At 55.0% G+C, this 26323-nt stretch carries 26 protein-coding genes, 1 tRNA gene and 1 pseudogene; 16 read left to right on the forward strand and 12 right to left on the reverse strand.

Translation table 11 applies throughout. From position 1 onward, the window contains the following. Window positions 1–11 precede the first annotated feature (11 nt). Window positions 12–2288 carry an aconitate hydratase gene (locus tag WC184_00350; GenBank protein MFA7476329.1) on the reverse strand — a complete coding sequence of 759 codons (2277 nt, stop codon included), beginning with the start codon at window positions 2286–2288 and terminating at the stop codon, window positions 12–14. Window positions 2289–2393: 105 nt separating this feature from the next. On the opposite strand from WC184_00350, the gene WC184_00355 reads away from it, so the two are divergent. Both WC184_00355 and WC184_00360 read left to right on the forward strand, forming a co-directional pair. Beyond that, window positions 2394–3134 carry a GntR family transcriptional regulator gene (locus tag WC184_00355; protein ID MFA7476330.1) on the forward strand — a complete coding sequence of 247 codons (741 nt, stop codon included), beginning with the start codon at window positions 2394–2396 and terminating at the stop codon, window positions 3132–3134. A 117-nt stretch (window positions 3135–3251) separates the two neighbouring features. Next, on the forward strand, window positions 3252–4175 hold the full coding sequence (locus WC184_00360; protein MFA7476331.1) for a DUF2510 domain-containing protein: 924 nt from the start codon (window positions 3252–3254) through the stop codon (window positions 4173–4175). Window positions 4176–4227: 52 nt separating this feature from the next. Here WC184_00360 and WC184_00365 read toward each other — a convergent pair whose 3' ends face one another. From WC184_00365 to WC184_00385, 5 genes are read right to left on the reverse strand one after another with little or no spacing between them, the layout of a single operon-like run. Further along, window positions 4228–5154: a 1-acyl-sn-glycerol-3-phosphate acyltransferase gene (locus WC184_00365; protein ID MFA7476332.1), complete on the reverse strand. Its 927-nt coding sequence runs from the start codon at window positions 5152–5154 to the stop codon at window positions 4228–4230. Beyond that, window positions 5151–6761, reverse strand: coding sequence for a lactate racemase domain-containing protein (locus tag WC184_00370; GenBank protein ID MFA7476333.1), 1611 nt, complete (start codon window positions 6759–6761; stop codon window positions 5151–5153). The genes WC184_00365 and WC184_00370 overlap by 4 nt, the downstream gene beginning before the upstream one ends. Next, entirely contained in the window at window positions 6758–7966 is a 1209-nt protein-coding gene (locus WC184_00375) for a zinc-binding dehydrogenase (GenBank protein ID MFA7476334.1), read from the reverse strand. The genes WC184_00370 and WC184_00375 overlap by 4 nt, the downstream gene beginning before the upstream one ends. Beyond that, entirely contained in the window at window positions 7963–10302 is a 2340-nt protein-coding gene (locus WC184_00380; GenBank protein MFA7476335.1) for an HAD-IB family hydrolase, read from the reverse strand. Before WC184_00380 ends, WC184_00375 begins: the two co-directional genes overlap by 4 nt. A gap of 53 nt (window positions 10303–10355) precedes the next feature. Next, complete coding sequence (locus WC184_00385) at window positions 10356–11480, reverse strand: D-alanine--D-alanine ligase family protein (GenBank protein ID MFA7476336.1); 1125 nt, start codon at window positions 11478–11480, stop codon at window positions 10356–10358. Between the two features lie 83 nt (window positions 11481–11563). On the opposite strand from WC184_00385, the gene murF reads away from it, so the two are divergent. The 5 genes and pseudogenes from murF (at window position 11564) to WC184_00410 (ending at window position 16271) form a co-directional block, all read left to right on the forward strand. Then, on the forward strand, window positions 11564–12895 hold the full coding sequence (murF, locus tag WC184_00390; GenBank protein ID MFA7476337.1) for a UDP-N-acetylmuramoyl-tripeptide--D-alanyl-D-alanine ligase: 1332 nt from the start codon (window positions 11564–11566) through the stop codon (window positions 12893–12895). Window positions 12896–13011: 116 nt separating this feature from the next. Further along, window positions 13012–13698: pseudogene (locus WC184_00395) on the forward strand (J domain-containing protein). 17 nt (window positions 13699–13715) lie between these two features. Next, window positions 13716–15119 carry an amidase gene (locus WC184_00400; protein ID MFA7476338.1) on the forward strand — a complete coding sequence of 468 codons (1404 nt, stop codon included), beginning with the start codon at window positions 13716–13718 and terminating at the stop codon, window positions 15117–15119. 49 nt (window positions 15120–15168) lie between these two features. Then, window positions 15169–16116 (forward strand): aldo/keto reductase, encoded by a 948-nt coding sequence (locus WC184_00405; GenBank protein MFA7476339.1) that lies wholly within the window; start codon window positions 15169–15171, stop codon window positions 16114–16116. An 80-nt stretch (window positions 16117–16196) separates the two neighbouring features. Continuing rightward, window positions 16197–16271: transfer RNA gene (locus tag WC184_00410), tRNA-Val, on the forward strand. Window positions 16272–16357: 86 nt separating this feature from the next. Here WC184_00410 and WC184_00415 read toward each other — a convergent pair. From WC184_00415 to WC184_00435, 5 genes are all read right to left on the reverse strand, one after another. Further along, a complete protein-coding gene (locus tag WC184_00415; GenBank protein MFA7476340.1) occupies window positions 16358–16810 on the reverse strand; it encodes an SRPBCC domain-containing protein in 453 nt (150 codons plus the stop codon). Beyond that, the gene (locus WC184_00420) at window positions 16807–17157 is read right to left on the reverse strand and encodes a metalloregulator ArsR/SmtB family transcription factor (protein MFA7476341.1); all 351 of its coding nucleotides are present in this window, start codon (window positions 17155–17157) and stop codon (window positions 16807–16809) included. Before WC184_00420 ends, WC184_00415 begins: the two co-directional genes overlap by 4 nt. Window positions 17158–17165: 8 nt before the next feature. After that, window positions 17166–17303 (reverse strand): hypothetical protein, encoded by a 138-nt coding sequence (locus WC184_00425; protein ID MFA7476342.1) that lies wholly within the window; start codon window positions 17301–17303, stop codon window positions 17166–17168. 379 nt (window positions 17304–17682) lie between these two features. After that, the gene (locus tag WC184_00430; protein ID MFA7476343.1) at window positions 17683–18114 is read right to left on the reverse strand and encodes a TA system VapC family ribonuclease toxin; all 432 of its coding nucleotides are present in this window, start codon (window positions 18112–18114) and stop codon (window positions 17683–17685) included. Continuing rightward, window positions 18114–18365 carry a CopG family transcriptional regulator gene (locus tag WC184_00435; protein ID MFA7476344.1) on the reverse strand — a complete coding sequence of 84 codons (252 nt, stop codon included), beginning with the start codon at window positions 18363–18365 and terminating at the stop codon, window positions 18114–18116. The genes WC184_00430 and WC184_00435 overlap by 1 nt, the downstream gene beginning before the upstream one ends. Window positions 18366–18399: 34 nt before the next feature. Between WC184_00435 and WC184_00440 the strand changes: the two genes are divergently transcribed. The 7 genes from WC184_00440 to WC184_00470 all read left to right on the forward strand — a co-directional run bounded on the left by WC184_00440 (window position 18400) and on the right by WC184_00470 (window position 23281). Continuing rightward, complete coding sequence (locus WC184_00440) at window positions 18400–18906, forward strand: RNA polymerase sigma factor (GenBank protein MFA7476345.1); 507 nt, start codon at window positions 18400–18402, stop codon at window positions 18904–18906. Next, on the forward strand, window positions 18899–19639 hold the full coding sequence (locus tag WC184_00445) for a hypothetical protein (GenBank protein MFA7476346.1): 741 nt from the start codon (window positions 18899–18901) through the stop codon (window positions 19637–19639). Before WC184_00440 ends, WC184_00445 begins: the two co-directional genes overlap by 8 nt. A gap of 47 nt (window positions 19640–19686) precedes the next feature. Then, the gene (locus tag WC184_00450) at window positions 19687–20199 is read left to right on the forward strand and encodes a hypothetical protein (protein MFA7476347.1); all 513 of its coding nucleotides are present in this window, start codon (window positions 19687–19689) and stop codon (window positions 20197–20199) included. An 85-nt stretch (window positions 20200–20284) separates the two neighbouring features. After that, window positions 20285–21082, forward strand: coding sequence for an ABC-2 family transporter protein (locus WC184_00455; GenBank protein MFA7476348.1), 798 nt, complete (start codon window positions 20285–20287; stop codon window positions 21080–21082). Further along, window positions 21075–21887: an ABC-2 family transporter protein gene (locus tag WC184_00460; protein MFA7476349.1), complete on the forward strand. Its 813-nt coding sequence runs from the start codon at window positions 21075–21077 to the stop codon at window positions 21885–21887. Before WC184_00455 ends, WC184_00460 begins: the two co-directional genes overlap by 8 nt. Window position 21888: 1 nt before the next feature. Continuing rightward, on the forward strand, window positions 21889–22881 hold the full coding sequence (locus WC184_00465) for an ATP-binding cassette domain-containing protein (GenBank protein ID MFA7476350.1): 993 nt from the start codon (window positions 21889–21891) through the stop codon (window positions 22879–22881). 160 nt (window positions 22882–23041) lie between these two features. Continuing rightward, on the forward strand, window positions 23042–23281 hold the full coding sequence (locus tag WC184_00470; protein MFA7476351.1) for an antitoxin: 240 nt from the start codon (window positions 23042–23044) through the stop codon (window positions 23279–23281). Between the two features lie 31 nt (window positions 23282–23312). Here the strand turns inward: WC184_00470 and WC184_00475 are convergent, their stop codons facing one another. Beyond that, the gene (locus tag WC184_00475; protein MFA7476352.1) at window positions 23313–24212 is read right to left on the reverse strand and encodes a 1,4-dihydroxy-2-naphthoyl-CoA synthase; all 900 of its coding nucleotides are present in this window, start codon (window positions 24210–24212) and stop codon (window positions 23313–23315) included. 124 nt (window positions 24213–24336) lie between these two features. On the opposite strand from WC184_00475, the gene WC184_00480 reads away from it, so the two are divergent. Next, the gene (locus WC184_00480) at window positions 24337–25584 is read left to right on the forward strand and encodes an LCP family protein (protein MFA7476353.1); all 1248 of its coding nucleotides are present in this window, start codon (window positions 24337–24339) and stop codon (window positions 25582–25584) included. Between the two features lie 70 nt (window positions 25585–25654). Continuing rightward, the gene (locus WC184_00485; GenBank protein MFA7476354.1) at window positions 25655–26317 is read left to right on the forward strand and encodes an NUDIX domain-containing protein; all 663 of its coding nucleotides are present in this window, start codon (window positions 25655–25657) and stop codon (window positions 26315–26317) included. Window positions 26318–26323: the final 6 nt, after the last annotated feature.

Genomic DNA, 26323 nt, shown 5'->3' on the forward strand with positions numbered 1-26323 from the left:
TTCGGTTGGCGCTAGGCCCCCATATTGCGACGGATAATATTCAGCGCGCTGCCGGCCTTAAACCACTCGATCTGTTCTTCTGAGAACGTGTGCAGCAAAGAGATTTCCACACTTTCGCCGCTAGCGTGCTCGATGCGGGCCGTGATGGGCTTGTTTGGCTGCAGCTCAGCCAAACCCAGAATTGAAATCCGGTCGTCTTCTCCAACGAGGTCGTAGTCGGCGGGATTCGCGAAAGTGAAGGGTAACACCCCTTGCTTTTTCAGGTTGGCCTCGTGGATACGAGCAAATGATCGCGTAATCACGGCCACCGCTCCTCGAAAACGTGGCTCCATGGCGGCATGTTCACGGGAGGAACCTTCGCCATAGTTTTCATCGCCAATCGCGACCCAAGAAATGCCAGCCTCGCTGTAGCGTTTGGCGATTTCGGGGTAAGGACGGGTTTGGCCGTCGGTAATATCTTTGCCTTGGCCGGCTTCGCCAGTAAACGCATTAATGGCACCAGCGAAGAGGTTGCCTGAAATGTTCTCGAGGTGGCCTCGATAGCGAAGCCACGGTCCGGCGGCTGAAATATGGTCGGTGGTGCACTTACCCTGAGCCTTCATGAGCACCGGCAAAGCCAAGAAATCTTCGCCGTTCCATGGAGCGAATGGCTTTAACAACTGAAGCCGGTCAGAGGTGGGACTAACCACCACCTCCACCGAGGTAGCGTCAGCCGGAGGTGCAATGAAACCGCTTTCACCGGGGGTGAATCCCGCATCGGGCAGTTCAACCCCGACCGGTACGCTGAGTTTCACCTCTTCACCGGCTTCATTTACCAAGGTGTCAGTGAGCGGATTGAAATCAAGCGTGCCTGCCAAGGCCAAAGCCACCACCGTTTCGGGCGACGTTACAAAGGCCAGAGTCGTTGAGAGCCCATCGTTACGCTTAGGAAAGTTGCGATTGTACGAAGTGACAATGGTGTTGAGGTCGCCTTCAACCACATCGGAGCGCGACCACTGGCCAATGCAGGGCCCGCACGCGTTGGCTAACACGGTGGCACCAATGCGTTCGAAATCAGCCAGCAGCCCGTCGCGTTCAATAGTGGCGCGGACCTGTTCGGAACCCGGCGTTATCATTAGGTCGGTTTTACACTTAAGTCCACGCTCGGCAGCTTCGCGAGCAATAGAAGCTGCTCGGGTGATGTCCTCATAGGACGAGTTGGTGCATGAGCCAATAAGCGCATAGCTAATTTCTTGGGGCCAGCCGTTCAACTTGGCATCGGCACCTACTCTCGAAACCGGCCGAGACAAATCAGGGGTGTGCGGACCATTGATTAGTGGTTCAAGTTGGTCCAGATTTATTTCAATAACCTGATCGTAATAAGCCTCGGGATTGGCCAGTACATCCTCATCGGCGCGTAGATGCTCGGCCACGGCGTTAGCGGCATCTGCCAGCTCTTCACGCCCAGTTGACTTCAGGTACCTGGCCATTGCTTCGTCGTAACCAAAAAGTGACGTTGTGGCACCGATTTCGGCACCCATGTTACAGATGGTGGCTTTGCCAGTGGCGCTGATCGACTCGGCCCCCGGTCCCAAATACTCGACGATGGCACCGGTGCCACCCTTAACGGTCAGTATTCGGGCCACTTCTAAAATGATGTCTTTCGGGGCCGTCCAGCCGTTCAAACGCCCGGTGAGCTTTACACCAATGGCTTTCGGCCAACGGATGTTGAAGGGGAATCCGGTCATCACATCAACGGCATCGGCCCCACCAACCCCGATGGCCACCATGCCCAGACCACCAGCGTTTGGCGTGTGACTATCGGTGCCGATCATCATGCCGCCTGGGAACGCATATTGTTCCAGCACTACTTGGTGGATGATGCCGGAGCCCGGCTTCCAAAAACCAATGCCATATTTTGCAGAAACAGATTCCAGAAACTTGTAGACCTCAGAGTTGTCGTTTAGCGCTACCGCCAGGTCAACGTCGCCTTCGACCTTGGCTTGAATTAGGTGGTCACAATGAACGGTTGAGGGGACCGCCACTTCAGGTAGGCCAGCGGTCATGAACTGCAAAAGCGCCATTTGTGCGGTGGCGTCTTGCATAGCCACGCGATCTGGTCGTAGATCGGTGTAGCTCACGCCACGATCAAGACCCCCGGTCTCTGGATTATCGAGGTGATTGATGAGGATTTTTTCGGCCAGTGTCAACGGTCGCCCGAGGCGCTCACGACCGACTCGTAGCCGCTCATCTAATGTGCCATAGACTCGGTTCACGAGTTCGATCGGGGTGCTGGCTGCGACATGCATGTGTGGGGTCCACCTTGTTGGCTAGCGGGAAAATGAACAAAAACGTTTGAACGGTAGGACAATTGTTGTTTGCTTCCGCTCAGAGAGAATACAAGTATAGAACAAGTGAGAACTATCCGCTATCGGGAGATTGCCGAAGAACTGAGAGGCCAAATCGCCAACGGTAACCTTGTGGCCGGGCAGGTTCTTCCAAGTGAAGCCGAACTCTCAAAGAGCCATTCGGTCAGTCGTGTGACCATTCGAAAAGCCTTGGAACTGCTTCGACAAGACGGATTGGTGGATGCTCGCCAAGGTTTCGGCTGGTTCGTGGCTATAGCACCCTTAAAACAACCGTTAGCGCAGTTAGGCACGATCGAAGGGCAGCTAATCGACTGGGGTGTGCCTACGGTTCGGAAGGTTTTGGAGTTTAGCTTTGTACCTGCTCCGAAAGAGGCACGGGATGCTTTTGGCACCAACACGGTATTGCAGGTTCGCAGAGTGAACTTAGCTAACGGCGTGCCATTTGCTCGGGTCACCGTTTGGTGCCCTGAAGAACTTGGTGCGAATCTCTCGCGCTCTGACGTTGAGAAGTTTTCGTTCTACGAAGCGCTAGAAGTCGAACTTGGCGATGCTACCCAAATCATCGGGGCCGGGGTGGCGTCCGAAGCCGATGCGCAAGTGCTTGATATCCCAGTTAACTCACCAGTCTTGGTATGCCATCGAACAACCCGCGACAAAGAGGGTCACACAATCTTGGTGAGCGAACATATCTTTCCTGCTCACTTGACTCATTTTGTGGTGGAATTGCCCCATGTTGCTGACCCTGACCAAGGGGGCGGCATGTGGCTATTAGATGAAACCACTTGAGTTGTTGTCGCAACAGGCCGTTATTAGCGGTGGCTATACCTCAGCTAATTTACCTTGAGTGCTAGGCTCAGATAGTTATTTTGTTCTACCAGACACTTACTTTTTAGGACGGCGCACGTGAGTGACCAAACCGGTTCATGGCAACCAGACCCCTTTGGTCGGAACCAATATCGCTATTGGGATGGCACCCAATGGACCGACCAGGTGTCGAACGATGGGGTGATTGGCACCGACCCGGCCACGGCTACTCCTACCCCCGAAGTTGATCCGGGCTCACAGCCAACTCAGGCAGTACCGACCACGCCGCCTGCAACGCCAGCCGAGCCAACAATGGCTATGCCAACCATGCCTCCGGCACCACCTAGTTTCACCTCAGGCGATGTTGCGGTCGGCCCGGGTGGCGGTTCCAATAAAACCCCGTTGATTGTAGTAGCCGTGTTGGCCGTGGTGGCTTTGATCGCTGGTGGCGCGTTTTTCTTCTTGAAAGATGACGATTCCGATAAAGAAGCCGCTTCGAGCACTAGTACGACCGTCGCGCAAAGTACTACCACTAGTACCAGCGACGATCTCGACGACGAAGGCGATAGCGACTTCGACCTAAGCGAGCTTGGCCCGCTGGCCGACATGTTTGGTGATCTCACGGTTTCCCAGCTTCAGTGCATCGAAAAGGAAATGGCTGAGTTTGAGAAGAAGTACGACGTCGATTCTTTAGGCGACGATCCTGAAGATTTCGACTTCGGAATGTTGAGCGAAATGATGGGCGTATTCACGAAGTGTGATGTCGACGCGGCCGCCATATTCGGCGCCCTCTTGGGTGGCGAATTCGACCCGGGCCAAGATGACGATTTCGACTTCGGCTTCCAAAGCGGCAACAGCTACGGTGACAATCCGGCGCTCGACGCGCTATGGGATGCGTGTGACGGTGGCGATATGGAAGCCTGTGATGACCTGTACTTCCAGTCAGACTTTGGCACCGAATACGAAGAGTTTGCCGACACCTGTGGCGGGCGAACTTCCGGTGGAACCTATTGTTCCGAATAGGCGATCACTGCCGCCAAGTGTGAGCAGTTCACCACTAGAGAACCAGTAATTCCTACTTAAGGTAGGGCCAGCGGCGTCGGGAACGGCGCCGCTTTGGGTTTTGTTCACCTAGTGCCCAAGTACGTCGCCAATCTGAGGCCTGTGGTCCGCTTAGCGACGGGGTTGTGCCTGCGGCGGCATGTTGTCGCGCCACCCACCAGTTGTTGGTTGCTTCATCACCAAGTTGTTCAACAGCAGCCTCAACCCGTGAACCTAGGCGCCTAGTGTCTTCTTTATCGCCTGGTATAAGGGCATGGCCAAAGGTAACGGTTGTGTGGTGCCGTTTCGGCTTGTTCTGCCCCTTGGGTAACACGAGATTGGTGCCGGAGATGTAAACCGGGACAATGGGTACACCGCAGCGAATGGCGAGGTAGGCGGCACCACCGCGAAATTCTTGACCCCAACCATCGGGGCTTCGGCCACCTTCGGGGAAGATCAGAAGGCTCCAACCATCGTTAATCAGTTTGGCAGCACGATCAGCGCTGGTACGAGAAATTTTGGTGCGTTCAATAGGTACCGCATTCAATGCCAGAGCCGAAAACGTACCCGAGATCCGGTTGCCAAAAAAATAGTCAGCCGCGGCACCTACAAACATGCGGTGTCGCCACGGCTCAGGAATAGAAGTGAGCATCAGCGGCGTATCAAGATGGCTATGGTGATTCGCAACAAAAATCACCGGACCACGGAGCCCGTCAAGGCGATCTTCGCCGTGTACTTGCTTGGGTGCAATAACCCCAACTGCTGGCCGCAAAAAGGCTTCCAGGATTGCTAACCGAGCCACCCGCGTGGGATATCGCCTGGCCCAAGCCGTTGGAAACGCCGAGCCAACCTTGCGCGTGTCGGGCGGCAATTCCACCGATAAAGGCACATGGGGTGCGCGATACGGGAACGGCAAGCGCTTTAGGAGCCTGGCTGGCGAGAGAGCTTTGATACCACTCACGTTACGTCAGCCATAAGAATAGGCGGGTTATGGAAATGAGTGATTGTGGCATCACGACCCACCGTGTCAGCCGCCATTTCTAAGGCGTCCGACAAGGTCGAAGCGTTCGAGAAGCCAAGACGACGTACTGCTCGCTCATCGCCGCCAATCACAATCACTCGACCCAAATGGTCGAGGGCGTGTGCCCCCCAATACCACATGTAAAACGGGTGCACACCGTGGTAGGCATTTGAGGTGCGGTACAGATGGCGATACCACTCATCTTCGGCGTATTTTTGCTCGTACTTGGCCGACATGACCTCTGGGTCACGGGTTTCGGTCAGTACTTCTTCAAAAAAGTCGATGTAGCTTGGGTGATGAACCGGGTGAAACTCGTACGGTGTGGGGTGGCTCATGATTAAGACTCCACCTTCACGTACTAAAGGCCGGCCTTTATAGAGGTTGAAAAAATAGCCGAGGCCCAGACACATCACCAGGATGGGGTTCATGATGGAATCGACGTTATAAGGGCCGATGTAGGGTAAACCCATGGTCAAAATATCAGTTTGACCATTCACTGGGACCAGATGTTGGGCGTAGACGTTCTCAATGGTCTTGGCGTGCACGGCCTCAATTTCACCGGCTTGCACTGAGGTCAGCTCATAGGGTGCTTCCCAAGAATGAAATATTTGGCGGCGACGGGCCGCTGGCAAAACGTTGAGGCCTTTTTGCATGGCCAAAAAGGTGGCACGGTCACGGGCGGTCCATTCCCACTCGCGCTTTTGCAGCATGGCTAGGGGACCAGAACGTCCAAACGTGTTGTTGTTAATAGTCGTTTCAATTTGAAAAATCTTGATCCCAGCGTTGCGAATTACATCGCCTTGACGCCAGTTCGACTTGTGCAGCTCAGAGTTTTCCTTATCCATGAACGACTTTGATGCCACCATGGTTTTTGGGTTGTGGTGAGAGCTAACCCCGGCATAGCCCGATAACCCCGTAGCGGTACTCTTGTGGCCACCATCGAGCGAGACGATGTTGATGTTTACATAAACAACCAAGTCGCTCTCCGCGGCTCGGCGATTGATCTGAACGGTTTCGCCGTGGCGAGTTTCCCCCAGGATGACCATTCCATCAGGGTCTTCAGCGTCGAGATTATAAAGCTGCCCATTAGGAGCAAAAGCATCGTAAACACGATCGCCTACAGCGTGGCGAAGTTCGTCTTCAGTCATGCGTCGATGTAACGCCAGAGCCGCAATAATGTGAACGTCGTCGACGCCTGCCGCGGCCGCCAGATCAAGAACCTGTTCAATAATCCGCTGGCGAATGTCGGGACGACGCATTTTCGGTAGCGGCAAAGAAACATCGTCAAAAGCGATGGTTAGCTTCATGCCCGCAAACAACAGCGCTGGTAACGGCTCCATTTCCCCGGTCGGGTTGTGCAGAGCGTGGCTAATGGCACCTTCGGGATCGGCCAAGCCATCAATTGGTTCGGGGGGATAGATTATTCGCGACCGCCCAGCGGGTAGTTTCTCCAAACGGAAACCTTCGCCGTGGTGGAACACTACCGGAGGGGTGGAACGGTCTACTTCAAGAACTAGCCCTGATCGCGGGCTACGACGAACGCTCACAGTCGAGTGCGCTCCTTTTCATTGCGAAGATCAAATGCGATCTTCACGCCGCCACGGGCACCAGCTGCAGCGGCATGTTCGATAGCGTCGCCATAGCGCGACAGGGGATAAGTGGCCGAAACTAGGCGGCCAAGGTTTGCTTGCTGAACCAACTCAAATGCCAGCTCAAAAGTACGTGCGGTGCGCACTCCGCTAGTCGTGTCGAAAGTTTCGGTGCCATAAGCGTAGGCACCTACTAGTTCGATTTCCCGCTGCCACAGCACGGTTAGATCAACTCGAACCACACCCGGCATACCGACCATGACTACCCGGCCTCCGGGGCGGACGGCGCCTAAGGCTTGGGCCATGCTTTCGGCCGAACCTACGCAGTCAACGACGATGTCGGCACCGCCGCTGAGCCGCGTTATGTTGCCTTCACCTATTGCTCCGCCGCCACTAGCGCGTCGCACCCCACGTAGGAAAGCGTCGGGCGAAACGATGCTATGGGCACCAAGCTCGTGGGCTAGCTCTTTCTGTAACGGATATTTAGCTGCTACCACCAGGGTGATGTCGGGATAGAAGTGTGACAAGGCGGCCACGGTTAACAAGCCAAGGGTGCCAGCCCCAAGTACCGCCACCGTGTCGCCCGCTTGGGCGTTGGTTCGTATAGCACCGTGGATTGCACAAGCTGTGGGTTCCACCATTACTGCGGCTTCATCGCTCATGTTGGCGGGCACCGGGTGTAACTGGGAGCTATGGGCCACCATGGCCGTTGACCACCCTCCGCCAGTATCACAACAAAAACCTGACTGTAAACCCGGCTCAATTTGGCCAAGAGTAATGTTTTCGCAGCGGCCCAAATCACCACCAGCGCACCCTCGACATGGTGGGGTAATACCTCTAGTTGCGCAACCTAAAACCGGTTCAATGACCACGCGCTCACCGTTGTCTAAATCACCCACGACTTCATGTCCAAGTACAAAAGGAAACGACACGATGTCTTCAAAATAGCGGCTGCTGCGGCCGTCAACGGTCGCTAAATCGGAACCACAAATGCCAGAGAGCCGAGGGCGAACCCTTACCCAGTCGGGCCCAGGTAGTTCAGGAACCTCAATGTCTTTGAGCGCCAACGGCCCAACCGTGGCTCCACGACCGCTGATGAAGCTGCTGGCCAGCCGAGCCGCCCCATAGCGGGGAATGCTGCGCGAGAACTGTAAGGCTTTCACGCGCTGCCCACCCGGGTCGGGGCGATTGGCAGCACGGGATGCACACCTTTAGCTGCTTTAGGAAAGTTCTCTACAAGCCAGCCGCGTTTGCGTGCAAGCGAAGCCAGCCGGGTTTCGGGGTTCACTGCCACTGGGAAACCCACCGCTTCAAGCATTGGCAGGTCACTTGTCGAATCGGCATAGGCTACCGACTCATCAAGTTCCAGCCCTTCTCGTGCGGCGTATTCAACCATGGCCTGAGCCCTGGCCTCACCAGTGGGAGGAACTCGCACCAGTTCCCCGGTGTAGCGTCCACCTTTAATGGTCATTTCTGCGGCCACAATGTCGTCGAATAGTGGACGTAAAGGTTCAACCACAAAATCGAGGGCTCCAGTGATCAGGACGGTGCGATGGCCGAGCTCACGATGCTTCCGCACTCTTCGAATAGCTGCTGGGAACGACTTGGCTAGAATGAGAGCACTCATCATATCGAGCGAATCTTCGGCTAATTGTTCCACCGGGGCACCCTTGTAACGCCGATAAAAATAGCGTAAGAAATCAGTTCGGTCAGCTTTGTCGAGGCTCAACAAACGGGGGGCTTCGGCAATTAGGTTGGCGGCCAAACGAGCTTTGTCTTCATTTGGTAACCGTCGTGTTGCTAGCCATGCGTAAGAAGTCACCACGTTCGAAGCAATGAGCGTGTTTTCTAAATCGAAGGCTGCCATGTGGCGATCGGGTGACAATACTTGTCGGCGAAGCCGCTCATTACGGCTAGGACCGCTTTTCTCAGTTGGACTTGTGCGAACGCGGGCATGCTCAACAATTGAAGGCAGGTGGGTGCCAGTAGCGTACGCATCCCAATCAACCAGACGCGGGTCGAACATGAACGTTTCCTGGTCGGAACGATCGAGGGAGTCCCAAACGCTTAGAAGCTTGTCAATCGTGTAGATAGCTTCACATTGTGCATAGGCACCATAAAGATCAACGTAGGTAAGTGCTCGCTCTACATCGGCTCGCTTGTCTTCGATCTTGGCCGACCAGCGGGTTTGGGTTCCGCGTAGTGGAAGTGAATGGATGAACTTGTCAGCCTTGTCGAGCGATACTTTGGCTTTGGCTAGCTGGCCTTCAACTTTGCCTCGACGGGGAAACTTCCAATCCGGGACCCCAATAGGTTGCCCCAAAGAGTCGTAAATAGGGTATTTGCTGAAATAGCTCTCAATGAGCCTTACTAATTTACGATAATGCAACGGGTTGGCGGCACCGGAAGCTACCTGCACAACATCGGGAGTTTCTGCGGGTGCTAAGGCTGCCACCGCCACAATGGCGGCTACCACCAGGTCAACTGGGATGACATCGACGATGCCCTCGGGTACCCCAGGAAACTGGGTCAACAATCCTTGGGCGTACGAAATGATCACCGGTTCTGCCATTCGGAAACCGCGAATCCAGCCGGGATACGGTTCCGCCACCGCTGATTCAATGATTGAAGGCCGCACAACCGTTGTTTGTAGGTCGCCTTTGGTCTCTGCTAGGGCACGTTCACCAAGGGCTTTGGTATACGAGTAAACGTCGGGGAATCCAAGCATCTGAGCACGCGATTTTCCGGCTTCCACCATCTCGTCGTTGACCCACCGAGTGCGGTATTGTTCGGCTTTGGCGGCCAAGAGCGGAATACCGGCCGCACCTAATTCACGTTTGGCATCATCTTGAAAACCCGCCAAGCGTGATGGGGTACGGCTTTGGGCTTCTAGATCACTGCGAGCTCGACGTGCGGCGTCAACCTCGCGACGCCAAGGAATATCAACGAAAAACGGTGAATCGTCCACCGCTACCTCGTGTGCTTCACCGCGATGATTTCCTGCCACATAGCAGGTAGAAACAGCGATCAGATGTGGTGAGACCTCTAATTCGTGCAGCGTTTGAGCGATTCGAGTAGGCCCTAAAAGGTTTATTTCCACCGCCGAGTCAAGGGGTGAATCAAAAGAAACTGTGGCAGCGGAGTGAATAACCACATCGCATTGGGACAGTTCTTGGCGGCCAAATTCGTTAAGACCTAAACCGTCGCTACCAATGTCACCCTCAATAATAGTGACCCGCTGGGCAACCATTTCGTCAAACGCGGCGCCGCCCAGCTCTTGGCGCAATCGATCAAAAGCGTTGTTTCTAAAAATCTCACGTTGCGCACGTTGTTCCACAGTCCGCATACGACCAGGACGTAGCAATAGAACAAGTTCGCAATCAGGCACGCTTCGCAACAGTCGTTCCACTAGGGCGGTGCCTAAGAAGCCCGTGGTTCCGGTGATGGCGATGCGCTTGTGGCGCAGCAGGTCACTAATCACAGCACCATTGTCTATCATCTTGGGGTGTTGGGGCCTATCGAGGTGATTGATCGTTCGAAATTCGTAGGGTTCTAGCGGCCCGTTCCGGCAAATTTTTGTCGTCGTTCGAAACGATCTTGGGCAAGCATGACGAGTTCTTCAATGAGTGCGCCATAGCTTAGGCCAGATGCTTCCCACAGTTTGGGGTACATAGATATAGGCGTAAAGCCAGGAATGGTGTTTATTTCGTTGAGCAATAAGCCGCGACCTGGGCTTTCATAGAAAAAGTCGACCCGGGCCATACCTTCAGCGCGGAGGGCACGGAAGCTGGCCAAGGCAAGTTCTTGAGCCTGTGCTGACACTTGTGGGGGTAAGTCTGCAGGAATTATCACCGCCGCGTTGCCATCCAGATACTTGTCTTCGTAACTGTAAAATTCGGCACCAGGTTTTACTTCGCCCGCCAGTGAAACTTTTGGGTTTTTGTTGCCCAGTACCGCCAGTTCAATCTCGCGACCCTGTACGGCTTCTTCCACAACGATCCACTCGTCGTATTGGCTAGCCGTCTCTAGAGCCGCCAAAACCTGGGCTGCGTTGTGAGCTTTGGAAACACCTACTGAAGAGCCAAGGTTGGCGGGTTTCACAAAAAGAGGAAGGCCCAAATCGTTGATCAAACGATCTACCGTTTCGGTTGAGATTTCGCTGATCTCCAAGCTTCGCCAGCGACATTGGGGGATTCCAGCCTGGGCAATGACTTCTTTGGCTTTGGCTTTGTCCATAGCTAATGCCGAGCCTAAAACTCCACTACCTACGTATGGAAGCGATGCCATCTCTAGCAGACCCTGGATGGTGCCATCTTCACCATATGGTCCGTGCAGCAGCGGAAGTACCACCGTTGACATTTCCGAGCTTGTTGCCAACGCGATGTCACTGCTCAGTGCCACCTCGGTAGAGGCAGACGTCTCCACCGTTATGCCATCGGCGAGCACGGTTTCTAGTTCAAGAGCAGCCTCTTCGTCGCCTGAAAACGCGCTTAATGCGCCGGTAGCATCCAGCCATTGACCATCACGCGAGATGGCGATAGGCACTATTTCAAACTTTTTTCGATCAACGGCAGCTATCACGTGAGCTGCGGTTACACGGCTTACATCGTGTTCAGCGGAACGTCCTCCGAACAACACGATTAGGCGGACTCGTTCTGGTTGCGAAGAATTGGGCATTAGATAAAAACGTAGTGTGCTTTACCGCTAGCGTGGGTATCGCAACACACAGATCGCCTTTTTGTTATACCGAAGGAGCTTGGGTGCGGTTTCGCACATCAGAAATAGCAGCGGCAGTAGGTGGAACCATATCCGGCCCCGATCGTTTGGTTGAAGGTGTAAATCACGATTCTCGTCTGATTTCACCGGGTGAGCTTTTTGTACCGATTGTGGCTGATCGCGATGGCCATAATTTCATTGATCAGGCCGTGAAAGCCGGGGCAACTGCCTTTTTATCGTCCCAAGAGCGACGCCGTGATTCGAACTCTGCCACCGCCATCTATGTAGGCGACACCCTTGAAGCATTAGCGCAATTGGGCAAACTGGCCCGAGCCAGGTTGGCAGGTGATGTAATTGGTGTCACCGGCTCGGTTGGCAAGACCACTGTTAAAGACTTGCTCGGCGGTGTGCTGGCCCAGGGTGGTTTGATTAACGCCAGCACGGCGAGTTTCAACAACGAAATTGGTGTGCCGCTAACGCTTGCTAATGCTAATACTCAGGCTAAATATGTGATAGCTGAACTGGGTGCTCGCGGCATAGGGCACATCCAATTGCTTTGTGACATTGCTAGACCCAATGTGGGCGTAGTGACCCGGGTGGTCATGGCTCACGGTGAACATTTCGGTTCGCTTGACGATATCGCGGTGGGCAAAGGTGAATTGGTAGAGCAGCTACCCGCCGATGGTCTAGCAGTGCTGAATGCCGACGATAGGCGCGTGATAGCTATGTCGCGCCGTACTACGGCTCGAGTGCTTAGCTTTGGTACCCAAGACGGTGAGGTTCGGATCGACAATCTGGTGGTCGGCGAGGACTTGAGTATTCGTTTCAAGCTGCACACACCCTGGGGCGAAATAGCGGTGCAGCCGTCAGCCAAGGGCGAACACAATGCCATGAATGCCGCGGCGGCAGCGGCAGTTGGGTTGGGCCTAGGTCTTCGATTGGAAGAAGTGGCCCAAGGTTTGGCGACCGCTCCACTTTCACCTTTGCGGATGGCGCTGAAGCGTTTAACGAACGGTGCCGTGGTCTTGGATGACAGCTACAACGCCAACCCTACTTCGATGAAAGCAGCCCTAATGGCGCTGGCCAAGCTCCCGGCTCAACGACGCATAGCAGTGCTGGGCGTAATGGCAGAATTGGGTGAAAACCAAGATGGTCTTCACCGAGAGGTAGCAGCATTCGCGGCGGAGTTGGGCATCGAAGTTTTGACGGTGGCGGCACCGGCCTATGAAGCGACCGAGTTTGGGGGTATCGGCTTTGACAGCGTAGACGAGGTACTTGGCTATTTGACCAACCTCGAACCGGACACTGCGGTGTTGGCCAAGGGTAGTCGGGTGGCCGAACTAGATCGTCTAGTGCGTTCCCTAACGGCCGAGTGAGTGGCAAGGTAGTTGATTTCGATACGGTGGAATAGCGGGGGACTAAGCAGCTTAGGGTTGTCTCACCGGGGGTTGAAGTTTCACAGAAAGGTGCCGCCACGACCAGCTACTACGAGGTTTTGAAGGTCGCGCCGGATGCCAGTGCAGGCGAGATTCGAACTGCTTATCGCGCGGCTGCCCAAAGGCACCATCCTGACAAAGCTCCAGAGGGAGCGCGCCGAGCGGCAGCCGTTCATGAGATGGCAAAGATTAATGCGGCTTGGGCGGTTCTGTCCGATCGAACAAAACGCGAAAATTATGACCGCGAATTGGCGCGCAATGCACAAGCCTCAACCGCAGCGGGCCCGCCATCCTCCGCCCAGCCACGAACCGGACCGGCCGCTTCGACCCCATACGACTCGGATTATTATCGGGACCCAGTTTTCGATGAAAGCATGGATGTTTTCCCAGAATCAGAACGTGTGCGGGCACCCATCGCGGTGGCTGGGCTAATTCCTGCGGTGGCTTTAGCAGTTGCATTGCTGGCCATCTTTGTGTTCACCGCTTATGCCGGTGGGCCGACGAGCAATGAGACACCGAATAGCGAGAATCGCAACATGGTCGCCGTTCGCGACATCCGAGGGCAATGTATTCAACAAAACAGCGGATTTATCTTGGTAGTGAACTGTGCATTAACCCCAAACGAGGGCCGGATAGTGGCGCAGGCCTCACTTGGAGCACAGTGCCCAAACAATACCCAGGGCTGGGTTATTCGCCAGCAACAGGTACAAGCTTGCGTAGATCCCGCCACATCTGTGCCATAAGTCTCTAAGCTCGGCCCATGGACTTTCGTAAAACGACGATTCGTGAGCTGGCCGAGCGAGTTAAGACCAAAGAAATTTCCGCTACTGAGTTGGTGAGCCATGCTTTGGCCAAGATTGAAGCGCATGACGATGTTGTGAACGCTTTCAACCAAAGTGACGGTGACCGAGCGCTCGAGGACGCTAAAAAGCTCGACGACAGAATAGCGGCAGGCGAAGACGTCGGACCCTTAGTGGGGGTCCCCTTGGCGGTAAAAGACCTCGAAAATGCAGAGGGCTACATAACCACTTTCGGCTCGGCGCTGCATGCAAATGATCCTGCGGCCACCAACGATTCGGTATTGGTGTCACGCTTGAAAGCAGCTGGTTGTGTGGTGGTAGGTAAAACTAATACCCCCGAATTTGCCTACAAAGGTGTAACCGACAGCCCAACCTTTGGTCATACCGCCAATCCATGGAACCTTGAGCGTTCACCTGGAGGGTCCTCTGGTGGCTCGGCGGCCGCAATTGCTGCTGGCATGGTACCCCTCGCAACTGGGTCTGATGGGGGAGGATCTATTCGAATTCCAGCTTCATTAACGGGCCTAAGCGGATTAAAGCCGTCGCAAGGTTGGGTTCCAATGGGCGGCGCACGGCCTTCAACCACTGGTATTTTGAGCGTTAAAGGGCCCATGACTCGCTCCACTTTGGACGCTGCTTTGGCCTTCGACGCCTGTATCGGGCCTGAACCCACCGATATTTTTTCGTTTCCCGAACAAAACGCCGATTCGTGGTTGGCGCAAGTTGAAGCGGCGGGCTTTCCCGAAAGAGTGGTTTATTCACCTACCTTGGGCTACGCCACGGTTGATAATGAAGTAGCCGCAGCCGTTGAAGCTGCGGTGCGTGCTCTTGAGAGCGCCGGGGTTGAGATTATCGAAATGCCAATAGTCTTTGAGAAAGACCCTGTTCTGGCATGGGTTTATATTTGGACCTCGTCGATGGCACGGGTGTTAGGCCCGGCCCGAGATACCCCCATCTGGGAAAAGGTTGATGTCGGGTTGCGAGAACAGGTTGAAATGGGCCTGCGGCTTACCGCGTTGCAATATGCTGAGGCGGTTGCAGCATGTCACGACATAAACCTGGCCTTAGAAAAGGCTTTCGCCGCGGCCCCATTGCTTATTTGCCCCACTATTGCTGGGCACGCGCCGCGACTTGGTGAGCAAGGCACCGTTAATGGGGTTGAAACTCCAACCTGGGTTTCGTTCACGCCATTTATTAATTTGAGTCGTAATCCGGCCGGTTCTGTGTGCGCCGGTTTTACTTCGGATGGCATGCCTATTGGTTTGCAGGTGATTGGCCGTCAACGTGAAGATGTTCGTGTGCTTGGTGCTATGCAGGCTTTTGAAACGGTGCTCGGGATCGACCAGGTAGCAGGCCTAGGCTGAGCGTCAAGGTTTGATACAGGTGGCTAACTGGGTGTCATGACGAAGGGAAATGATGGAAACACGTAAAATTGGGCAACTCGACGTTTCGGTGATCGGTCTAGGGGGCAATAACTTTGGTGATCGTCTCGACCAAGAACGCACAACGTCGGTGGTAAATGCCGCCCTCGAATCGGGCATCACCTATATCGACACCGCCGACTCGTATAGTGCTGGCAAGTCGGAAGAATTTTTGGGTGTGGCTTTGGCGGGGCGCTTCGACCAAATCGTGATCGCCACAAAATTCGGCAGCCAAGGCAGTGCCGACGGCAAACTTTCAGGTGGTCACCCCGACCATGTGCGCAATGCTTGCGAAGCTTCTTTGAAAAGGCTTGGGGTGTCGGTAATCGACCATTATCAATATCACCGCCCCGACCCGAATATTCCCATTGAAGAAACCATGGGTGCCATGACTGAGCTCGTGATTGAGGGCAAGGTGCGTGAGATCGGTTGTTCGAACTTCAGTGTTGATCAGTTAGAAACGTCCTCGGAAATTGCCAAGGTAAAGGGCTGGGCACGTTTTGCCAGTGTCCAGAACTATTACTCAATCTTCACCCGTGACCCCGAAGACGGTGTTGTGCAAGCCTGTGCGCAGCTGGGCATGGCGTTGGTACCGTATTTCCCATTGGAATCGGGGCTCTTGAGCGGGAAGGTCTCCTCCGATGGCTCTGCGCCAGAGGGGAGCAGGTTGCATCAGATGAAACCTGCAGGCCGAGAACGGTTTATGGGGGACAAACGCTTAGCGGCTGTGGAAGACCTCAAAGCGTTTGCTGCTGAACGGGACCACTCAATTTTAGAGTTGGCGTTCGCTTATTTGCTGTCGGAGCCTGTGGTGGCGTCGGTGATCGCCGGTGCCACGAAGCCCGAACAGGTCGAGGCCAATGCCGCTGCTTCGACTTGGCGGTTGAGCCCGGACGAGCGGGCCGAGGTGGCACGTATTGCTAGTCAGGCGGATTCCTAAGCAGGTTGTTACTAGCGGGAAATGTCGGCGCATCATTAGCAAGCGGTGCGCCGATTCGCGCTAAGGTTAAAACTCCTACCGGGCGATTAGCTCAGCGGTAGAGCGCTGCCTTCACACGGCAGAGGTCACTGGTTCGAACCCAGTATCGCCCACCAAACATTGGAAGCTCGGACTTCCGACAAGAGCACTCTCAACGATCCGCGCCCGGCCGTATCGGATAGCATGCCGCTCGTTGCTGGTGTCAATCGGATGGTTGATCCAGAACCGCCCCCAAACGTTGCAAGATGTGGCTGCGCCAGCCGCCGTTCATGATGCGTCGCGCCATCTGCTGGCCGGGGTCGTCCGGGTTGAATCCGCTCTGTTCCACGATCAGTCGTGTGCCGTGGCCCTCGGGACGGAGGTGGAAGGTGACCGTGCTGTCGAGTGGATTGCTACCGTCTGCATCGCGCCAAGTGATCCGCAATAGCTCAAGGGGCCGGACTTCCATCACTTCACATGCGATCGTGCCGGAGAAGTTGGTGGCTTCTATTGGTGCTGCCGTGAATGTGAAGCGATGGCCTATGACCGCTTGGAAGTCGTTTGGCATCAGCCATTGCGCCATGAGGTCGGGAGTCGTCAGTGCTCGCCAGACCTTGGCCGGGGCATGCGGATAGAACTGGTCGACTCGGATAGTGGTTAGGTCTTCGGTCGTCATTTATGGTCCTCGTCTGGGGGCATGGCATCGAGCACCGCGCCCAGTCCGGTCAAGCGTTCTCGCCAGAACCGTTCGTAGGGGCTGAGCCAGTCGTGCAGCTCGGCGAGCGGGTCGCCGTTGATTGCGTAGCGGCGGTAGCGGCCGTCACGAGTTGCGGAGAGCAGGCCGGACTCGCGCAGTGCGCGTAGGTGTTCCGATACCGAGGGTCGTGCCATGTCGAAGTGTGCAGCGATGTCAGATGCGGAGCGGGGGCCGTCCAGCAGGAGATCCAGCACCTCGCGCCTGGTGGGGTTAGCGAGAGCCGCGAGCACTCGATCGACCGGGAGAGTGTGGGCTTGGCGGGGCATCGGTACTCCTATCGACGGCTCTCTCCGGTCTTGTCGGCACCCACGAGGTCGAGGAGCACCTCATCGAACAGCGCCGACAGCACGAAACCGTGGCCGTCCTGTGCGGCGACAAACAGCGTGATGCCCTCAAGATCCGAGATCGTCATGGTATTCACTTTACGTAGAGATTATCCTACATGTCAAGCGTAGGGAAAAACCTACGTATCGGCTTTGGAAGGTTGGCATCGATTGGCGACCGTGCGGTGCGGTCGTGGAGGCTTGTCTAGACGGCTGTCGCCCATATGACGGCCGAGTGCGACACCTCCCACCATGCTCGACATATTTAGGCCAGGCGAATCATGCCTCTAGCACGGAGCACGAGTCCGGAATCGTGTGACCTGACTGGCCTGGGCAGCAACCGACAACCCAAAGACCCGTTGATAACTTGTGAAATCGGTGCGCATGACGGGACGTGTTGGAGTATCGCTCAGTGTCGCTCACCACCTTAAAGCCTCGTCAGACCGACGAGGTTCTCTCATTTTTAGCCTAAGTGGTTTGTGGCACCTGGTAGCGCAGGCCCGGAAACCGGGCAAAGTCGTGGTCGAACGACACCAGCACAGCGTTGTGTTCAATCGCCAAAGTAGCCAGATGCGCATCGTTGATCAGGTTGGAACCAGTACCAGTAGTTGTAACTAAGGATGACAAAAGGGCCGCGTGTTGATGAGTTGGATTGACCACCACTGCGCCTGGGGCCGAGAGCCACCTATTAATTTGGTTAAAGGCTTCTTCGGATGTAATCGGGTTTGGTAACACGGCTTTATGCGTACTAATTCGAGCGAACGCGATCAACGCTAACCATGAAAATGCAACCCCGCTAGGTTGCTCTAAAGCACTATCTAGCCAGTTCAAGGAGAGTTGATGGTGATGAGCTGCCGTATTGACTGCATAAATAAGCACATTGGCATCAACTAGAAACACTATTTGCCCTCTACGAGTTTGGTCGCCAATGCTTCGTCTTCAAGGCTGCCTGCTAGAGCCAATGCTTTGGTCAGATCGACCTTAGGCTCACCTAGATTGCGTGGAATGGTTGCCGATTCGGTGGAACGTTTCGGAGCTAAACCTCGTCGAATTGCCTCGTTGATGGCGGCTTTGAAGCTAAGACCTCGTTGGCGCATGAGACGTTCGATAAGCACCTGCACATCAGGTTCCAGGGTCACCGTGGTACGCATATCGACATCATAACATCATAATTTTGATGTCTCGATGGCTCGTATTGGGCCTGGTACGAATGCACGGGTTGACGATGAGCTGCAACCGCTCACTGAACGTCAACTTCGGGCGTGGCTGCGAAGCACCGATCGCAATTTGGTGGCTAACCATTCTCGCAAAGCCAGCACGCGACGCCGAACCCTACAACGCTTAGCACGCCAGCCAGTAGAGGCCGCTCTTTCGGCAGAAGAGTTGCTGTTTCGTTCGGTGGATGAGGTTGAGAACAACCTTCGTAACCGGCAGATGGAGGCAGCGTTGGAACAGTTGAGCCCGGCCCATCAAGAGGTACTTGTATTGCATGCCCTCGGACTTTCAGGTCCGGAAATAGCCCGCAACCTAGGTATAGGTCGCGGGGCAGCACGATCGCGGTTGATGCGTGCCCGAGCAGCTTTTAAAAAGGCGTATAAAACCCTTGAGGAAGACACGGGAGATATGAGCTCAGAAAAGTGCCAAAACTTAGAAGCCAAAACTTGCGACGAAGTGGGTGAAAACCATGGTTAAGGAGGAGCGGTTGTTAGACGAACTGGATAGTTGGATACGAGAAAATCCGGCTATCTGGCCCGAGCCGGGCCCGGCCCAAATCACCGATGAATCTATGGCTGGCATTGCTCAAGGAATTTGGGCCAATTCCCAAGTATCGCAGCTGCCAAAGCCGTCACCTAACCCATGGCTACGAGCCATCTTGGGGGCCGTCATAGCGGTATTCCTCGGCGGGGGCGTGGCTTGGGCGGCTGGGGTTTGGAATCCTGGGCAACCCCAAAACGTGGAAGATGGCGTGATTTGTCGTGAGGCATCGAATTTATCGGCTCGTGGGGTGGGTGTAGCTGGGGTCAATGATCCACTGATTGCTTGCCTTAATGCTTGGGAAGATGGCTTAGTCGGCACTGGTGTTGAAGTGCCTGAGAACCTAGCGGCTTGTATTGGCCCTAATGGTCGTCTGGAGGTTTTCCCCGGCTCAGATGAAATATGCGAAGAGCTGGGTCTAGTAGCGGCCGAAACAGAACTCAGCCCCCACAACCAGGCGGTGTTGGCTCTCAGTGATCGATTACGAGCCGAAATTAACGACGCTCCTTGTGTCGCGGTAGCCGAGGTGGCTAAGCGGGCAGAAACCATTGCCGCCGAAGAAGGTTTTGCCAACTGGAGAGTCACCATTGCGCGTGGCCATCAACGAGGCCAATGCGGATGGGCAGTGATGGACTCACAAGCCCAAACCATTGTGGCTGCCCGTCGTTGATGCGGTCAGTCGGGTTTCTTATCAACGCATCAAAGTCGAAGTGAAGGATGAATGAGTTGAAATATCTACGAATTTTAAGTGTGGCTATCGTTCTAGCGTTGGCTGCGGCCTGCGGAGCCGAAACAGCCGCTGATGTGTCTGCCAAGCTAGGGGAAGTGGCCGGTTCGGGGGCTGGGTCTAATGAGGTAAGTAGTGGTGAACCTACAGACTCTAATGCCACCTCGGTGGCCGACGTGGTGGCGGTTTTTGATAGCTATAGCTCGGTTCAAAATCAACGGATCCAAGCATTTATTTCCAGGGAGTTAGCTATCGCCACCAACGAATGTTTGCTTGATGAGGGTGCTGAGCCGCTTACGCTTTCGCCTATGCCGGGCATTGATGATCCCATCTGGCAAGCGAACAAGAATTTCCCTGACATTGAGGCATTAGAGCTGAACGGTTTTATTGAAGTACCCGGAATACCGGCTAAACCGGAAGATTTCGTCGGAAACTCGGCGGAACGTGACGCGCAGTTAGCCCGCTGCCAGGCGGTTGCCACCCAAAACGGCCCCGGGGCTTGACCGCCATAGAAATTGTCCCTGACCACGTCGTTCCTCTAACGTGGCACCTCCCTAGGTTTGAAATGAATCGGGGAGGGAGAACGAGTTGCGGCTCTTATGGGAGGTCACGCGCCGCAGCTTCCGTCGATGGTCCACCTATCGGCTGGCTACGGCCGCTGGAGTGTTTACCAATACCGTTTTTGGCTACTTGCGCGCCTACATCTATATCGCTGTAGCTGCAGTAGGTGGTGGGACCGCCTCGGGTTGGACACAACAAGAGCTAATAACTTTTGCCTTTGCCACCCAAGCCCTCCTGGCCTGCACTGGCGCTTTTGGTGATTCTGAGCTTGCCGACCGCGTTAGAAGCGGTGATGTAGTGGTTGATTTCTACCGGCCCGTAGACCTTCAGGCTTGGTGGCTCGCCGCCTGGATGGGCAAGTCAAGCTTTTTGCTCCTGGCACGAGGAATCCCACCCATTTTACTAGGCGCTATTGTGTTTGACCTGGACTTTCCCCACAGTATTGGGATGTGGTTGGTGGTGCTACTTTCGCTGGTGCTGGCCTCGGTGATTGGATTCACCTTGCGATTTCTAATCTGGCTAACCACCTTTTGGCTTCTCGATAATCGGGGCCTCGACCAACTGGTAACCCTCACCCTCACTTTCTTCGGTGGGTTGTTGCTCCCGATCACCATGTTTCCGCACACGCTTCAAATTGTGGCGAAGCTGCTGCCTTTCGCTGCCATGGCTCAGCTACCCGCCGAGCTGTTTATCGGTATCCACGAGGGAGCGACTGAAATTCTTTTGGTGCTTGGCACCCAAGTATTCTGGCTGGTGGCGCTTGGTCTGGCTGGCCGGCTGCTACTGCAGGTTGCTACCCGAAAAGTGGTGATTCAAGGTGGCTGAAGCCCGCTTGCTCCTACGCACCTACCGCCATTTAGTAGCGGCCAAAATCCGTTCGGATTGGCAGTATCGACTTTCGTTCATGTTTTTTCTCGCTGCCCAGTCAGTAGCCACCGGCCTCGACTTGGTAGTCATACTGATTTTGTTCCAAGTGGTGCCCAGCTTGGGAGACTGGAATGTTAGCCAAGTAGCGGTTCTATACGGTCTAACCACCTTGTCTTTTAGCCTCGGTGACATATTCATCAGTCAAGTGGAGACGGCGGCGGTGCATATTCGCCAAGGAACCTTCGATCGGTTCTTGCTGCGTCCGCTGCCGATCTTGGTTCAGCTTTCAGCCTCCGAGTTCGCCCTGCGCCGGGTGGGGCGATCGATACCGGCTTTGGCTGCTTTAGCGGTGGCACTGACTACCGCCGATATTGCTTGGAGTGTCGACCGGGTGCTGCTAATCCCTCTTACTGTGGCCTCGGGAATTGTAATTTTTGGCAGCGTTTGGGTGGTTACCTCATCAATTTCCTTCTGGGCCGTAGGGGCACAAGAGGTGGCCAACTCGTTCACCTATGGAGGCTCGTACGCGCACCAGTATCCGTTGCATATCTACAGCGAATGGGTACGAACGCTCTTGGGCTGGATAATTCCAATGGCTTTTGTGGCGTATGTACCGGCGCTTTATTTGTTGGAAGCACCAAACCCCCTCGGTCTGCCGTATTGGTTGGCCTTGGCTACGCCGTTGGTGGCCATAGCTTGTGCTGGGGTAGCCAAAGGCGTGTGGGGTCTCGCGATTCGTAGTTATCAAAGTACGGGAAGCTGAAATGACATCAGGGAACCAAAAACCAGCCACTAGCAGTAAGGGCCCCGCGCTTTTGTGCGAGGAGCTAGGCAAAACTTTCAAGGTTCGTCACCGTGCCGGGTGGATTCGCCGACAACGGGTTGATGTGGCCGCGGTCGATGGGGTTTCGTTCACCGTGCAACCAGGTGAAATGGTGGGATATTTGGGCCCTAACGGGGCTGGAAAATCAACTACTATAAAGATGCTGACCGGTATTCTCACACCTGGCAGCGGCAAGGTTTCCACCCTAGGTCTGGAACCCAGCCGGCAACGCAGCGACCTCGCTCGACGGCTCGGAGTTGTGTTTGGTCAACGTACCCAGCTGTGGTGGGACCTCCCACTAGCTGACAGTTTTGACTTGCTGCACTATGTCTATAACACCAATCGCCACCGGCATGAATCCAACCTCGAAACCTTTGTTGACTTGCTAGATCTGGGTTCGTTTCTCTCCACTCCAGTGCGGCAACTTTCACTCGGTCAACGTATGCGAGGGGAACTTACCGCTGCGTTGTTACACGACCCCGAACTAGTGGTACTTGATGAACCCACCATTGGGCTAGATATTGTCTCCAAGCAGGCAGTTCGGGATTTCTTAGCGGCCCTTAATCAAGAGCGGGGAACCACGGTGTTGCTGACTACGCATGACCTTGACGATGTTGAAGCGTTGTGCGAACGCATGCTGATTATCGACCACGGCCAAGTGATTCATGACGGGCGAGTTGATCATTTCAAAACCTCATTTGGCACCGAACGCACGGTGGTAGTTGAGCTGATAGATGAGGCGCCAGCTTTAGAAGTGGCGGGAGCCAACGTGGTTCGCGTGGAAGGAGCCCGACAGTGGCTGAGTTTCGACCGCCGCCAAACCACGGCCGCCGCGGTGTTGGCGGGCATAGTGGCGGTGGCCCCCGTGCATGATCTATCGATTGAAGAACCCGATATCGAAGATCTCGTTCGTCAGGTGTACGCCCGCAGTTAGTGTCACAGCGTCAGCTTGGCCTGGTCAGCGACCATCAGCTGTTCACCACGGCGTAATGATGAACGCAACCTGCCTCTGATTAAACAATGTCCTCCAATTAAACACTGTTACAACGGCCGAGACTCTCAATAAGTGTGGAAAGTAGCGCTACAATATGTCTATGGGTGTAAGCGACACGACTACCATTAGAGTCACCAAGGCAACCCGAGACGTCCTCGCCCAACTAGCCTCGGAACGGGGTATCTCGGTAGCAGCCCTCGTAGCCGAATTTGCTGAGGAGGAGCGGCGACGAGCGGTGTTCGCATCCGAACGTTCGGCAACCCGCCAAGATTTACAAAATACTGCTGTCGAAGACGAGCTGGCGGACTGGGAACAGTCGCTCGAAGATGGGTTTGATTGAGTTGCCTAAGCGGGCTTCTAACTTGTAGGGCTCAGTAATGCCAGGGGAATGCTGACCAATCGGGATCGCGCTTTTCTAAGAACGAATCGCGGCCTTCAGCGGCTTCATCGGTCATGTATGCCAACCGTGTAGCTTCACCGGCAAAAACTTGTTGGCCCACCAAACCATCGTCAATCAGGTTGAACGCAAACTTCAGCATGCGTTGGGCGGTTGGACTCTTCCCGTTCACTTTGGCGGCCCACTCAAGTGCGGTAGCTTCCAACTCGGCGTGAGATACCACGGCGTTAACCATGCCCATCCGATGAGCGTCGGCAGCGGAATATTCATCCCCCAAGAAGAAGATCTCCCGGGCAAACTTCTGGCCCACCTGGCGGGCTAAATAAGCAGAACCAAAACCACCGTCGAAGCTGGCCACATCGGCATCGGTTTGTTTAAAACGCGCATGTTCTGCCGAGGCAATGGTGAGATCGGCTACCACGTGCAAACTGTGGCCCCCACCAGCCGCCCACCCCGGCACCACCGCAATAACTACCTTCGGCATCATGCGGATCAATCGCTGGACTTCCAAAATGTGCAAACGCCCAGTTCGAGCCGGATCGATCGAATCAGAGGTTTCACCTTCGGCGTAGCGATACCCATCCTTGCCGCGAATCCGTTGATCACCCCCGGAGCAAAACGCCCACCCACCATCGCGTGGGGACGGCCCATTGCCGGTCAAGAGCACACAACCCACATCTGAAGATTGCCGCGCATGGTCTAAGACCCGATATAGCTCGTCTACCGTGTTGGGTCGAAAAGCATTCCGTACTTCGGGCCGATTGAAAGCCACCCGAACAGTGCCGTGAGCCTTGGCCCGATGATAGGTGATGTCGGTGAGCGTGAAACCGGGCACTTCATCCCACGCTGTTTCGTCGAAAATCTCTGAGACCATGCATGAATCCTAGAACGCCGAGCCCAATGTCGAGGTAACGGACGCAGCGGGCGGGCTTCGTGATGGAAACTTTCGTCGGCCTCATGAACCAACAAGGCAAAGTGGAGCCTTTAGGATGCGAGGTGTGAACAAGCCGTCCTCTGATGACCGTTTTGGTGAACGTGACCGTGGAAGTGACCCTCTGCCAAGCGGCTGGGGCAACAGCCGAGATACCACCAACGGGAATCATGACGACGCAACACGAATCTGGGCCAAACCTGAGGTGGCCGCAGAACCGGCACCAAAGCGCCAATACTATGTACCCGCCGATGCCGCGGGTGCACCGTCGGTGGCTACAGCAACTCCACCAGCACCACCTGTTGTGCCCCCAGGGGCTCCGCCGGGCTCATTTCCTGGGCGTTCACCCAAACCGAAACGTATCAAGTCGCGTCGAAGAAAGGGCCGCATCATTGTTATCTTGCTGTTAGGACTTGTTGCCCTGCTTCTGGTGAGTGTGCTTTTTGGCGCCTGGCAATTTTCACGTATCAAAAAGGTTCCAGTGGGAAACTCTTTGGCTACCGGAAGCGGTGCGGGAACCAACTATTTGTTGGTGGGTTCTGACAGTCGTGAGGGCTTCGACCCCAATTCCCCTAATGCCGGGGCGGTGATAATTCCTGGGGCTGAGGGCGATGAAGGCCAACGTTCTGACACCATGTTGGTTCTGCGCCTAGGTGCACCCGGTGGGTCAATTATGACTTCTGTTCCACGAGACTTGTGGGTTACGCGCCACGATGGCAGTCAAGGGCGTATTAATGCGGCCTTCCGCGATGGTCCAGCAGCCTTAATTACTACTATCCAACAAAGCGTGGGTATTCCTATTCACCACTACGTCGAGGTTGACTTTGTAACCTTTGCCGGTCTGGTTGACGCTGTGGGTGGAGTTAACATTGAAATACCGCATCCCGCCCGAGATACACATTCGGGTCTGGATCTGCCTGAAGCAGGAGTTGTGCGCCTCGATGGCGTACAGGCTTTGGCCTACGTGCGATCACGCTTCTATGAGGAACAAGTAGAAGGCCAATGGGTCCGAGACCCCACTGGTGACCTGGGCCGAGTATTGCGCCAGCAAAACTTCTTACGGGCTGTTATGGGCGAAGTTAGTAGCACTAGAAATCCATTGCAGCTGGTCAAGGTATCAAACGCGTTGGCAAAGGGACTACGAATCGATGATCACATGAGCTTCATGGATGCTTTGCGCTTCGCACGTCAAATGCGAGGGTTGAATCCCGAATCGGTGCCGCTACCCACCTACCCGTATCGTACCAGTGGGGGAGCAGCCGTATTGGGCCTGGTAGAACCTGATGCTAATGCTGTGATCGAACGGTTTAAGTAGGTGGCCGAGAAAGCTCGCGGCGTTATTGCATACCTAACCTTTAGCTACGCCTTGGCTGGAAGGGCCGTTGATGCCTAACGACGAATTGATTGATGTGTTCGATGAACTTGGCCAGCCACAAGGAGTGCTGCCTCGAGACCAAGCCCACCTAGAAGGCCGTTGGCATCAAGTTTTCCATGTACTAATAGTCGCCATGCGGAACACCACCCCAGTGGTAATTCTTCAGGAGCGTGCTCACACCAAACTTACATTTCCCGGGTTGCTAGATTTGAGTGCCACCGGCCACCTTCTAACAGGCGAAACCGCCGTCGAGGGAGTGCGAGAGGTGGCCGAAGAAATTGGGGTCGAACTCAATCCAATCGGGCTCGTTCCACTTGGTGTTCGCCGAGTCGTGGATGAAACACCAGAAGGCGTCAATCGGGAATTTGTTAACGTATTTTTGTATCGTGACGAACGTCCGCTGGCCGCTTATAGGCCACGGTCTATCGAGGTTGCGGCGGTGGTAGAGATCCCGATCTCAGCCGCTTTGGCCCTACTTAGTGGTGAGGCGACAGATTTCAATGCCACCTATTTCAACCATCAGGGACGACTCTCAACGCACCGGATTACACGCAACAATTTTGTGCCGGAAGGCCCCACCGTTAAGAGCGATGCGTCCGAGTGGGGCTATTGGCGCACCGTGCTGATCATGGCCGAGCGTTACTTAATGGGAGAACGTAATCTCAGCATCTGAGATCTT

This window comes from Acidimicrobiia bacterium (assembly GCA_041676705.1).
GTDB lineage: Bacteria > Actinomycetota > Acidimicrobiia > Acidimicrobiales > SKKL01 > Actinomarinicola.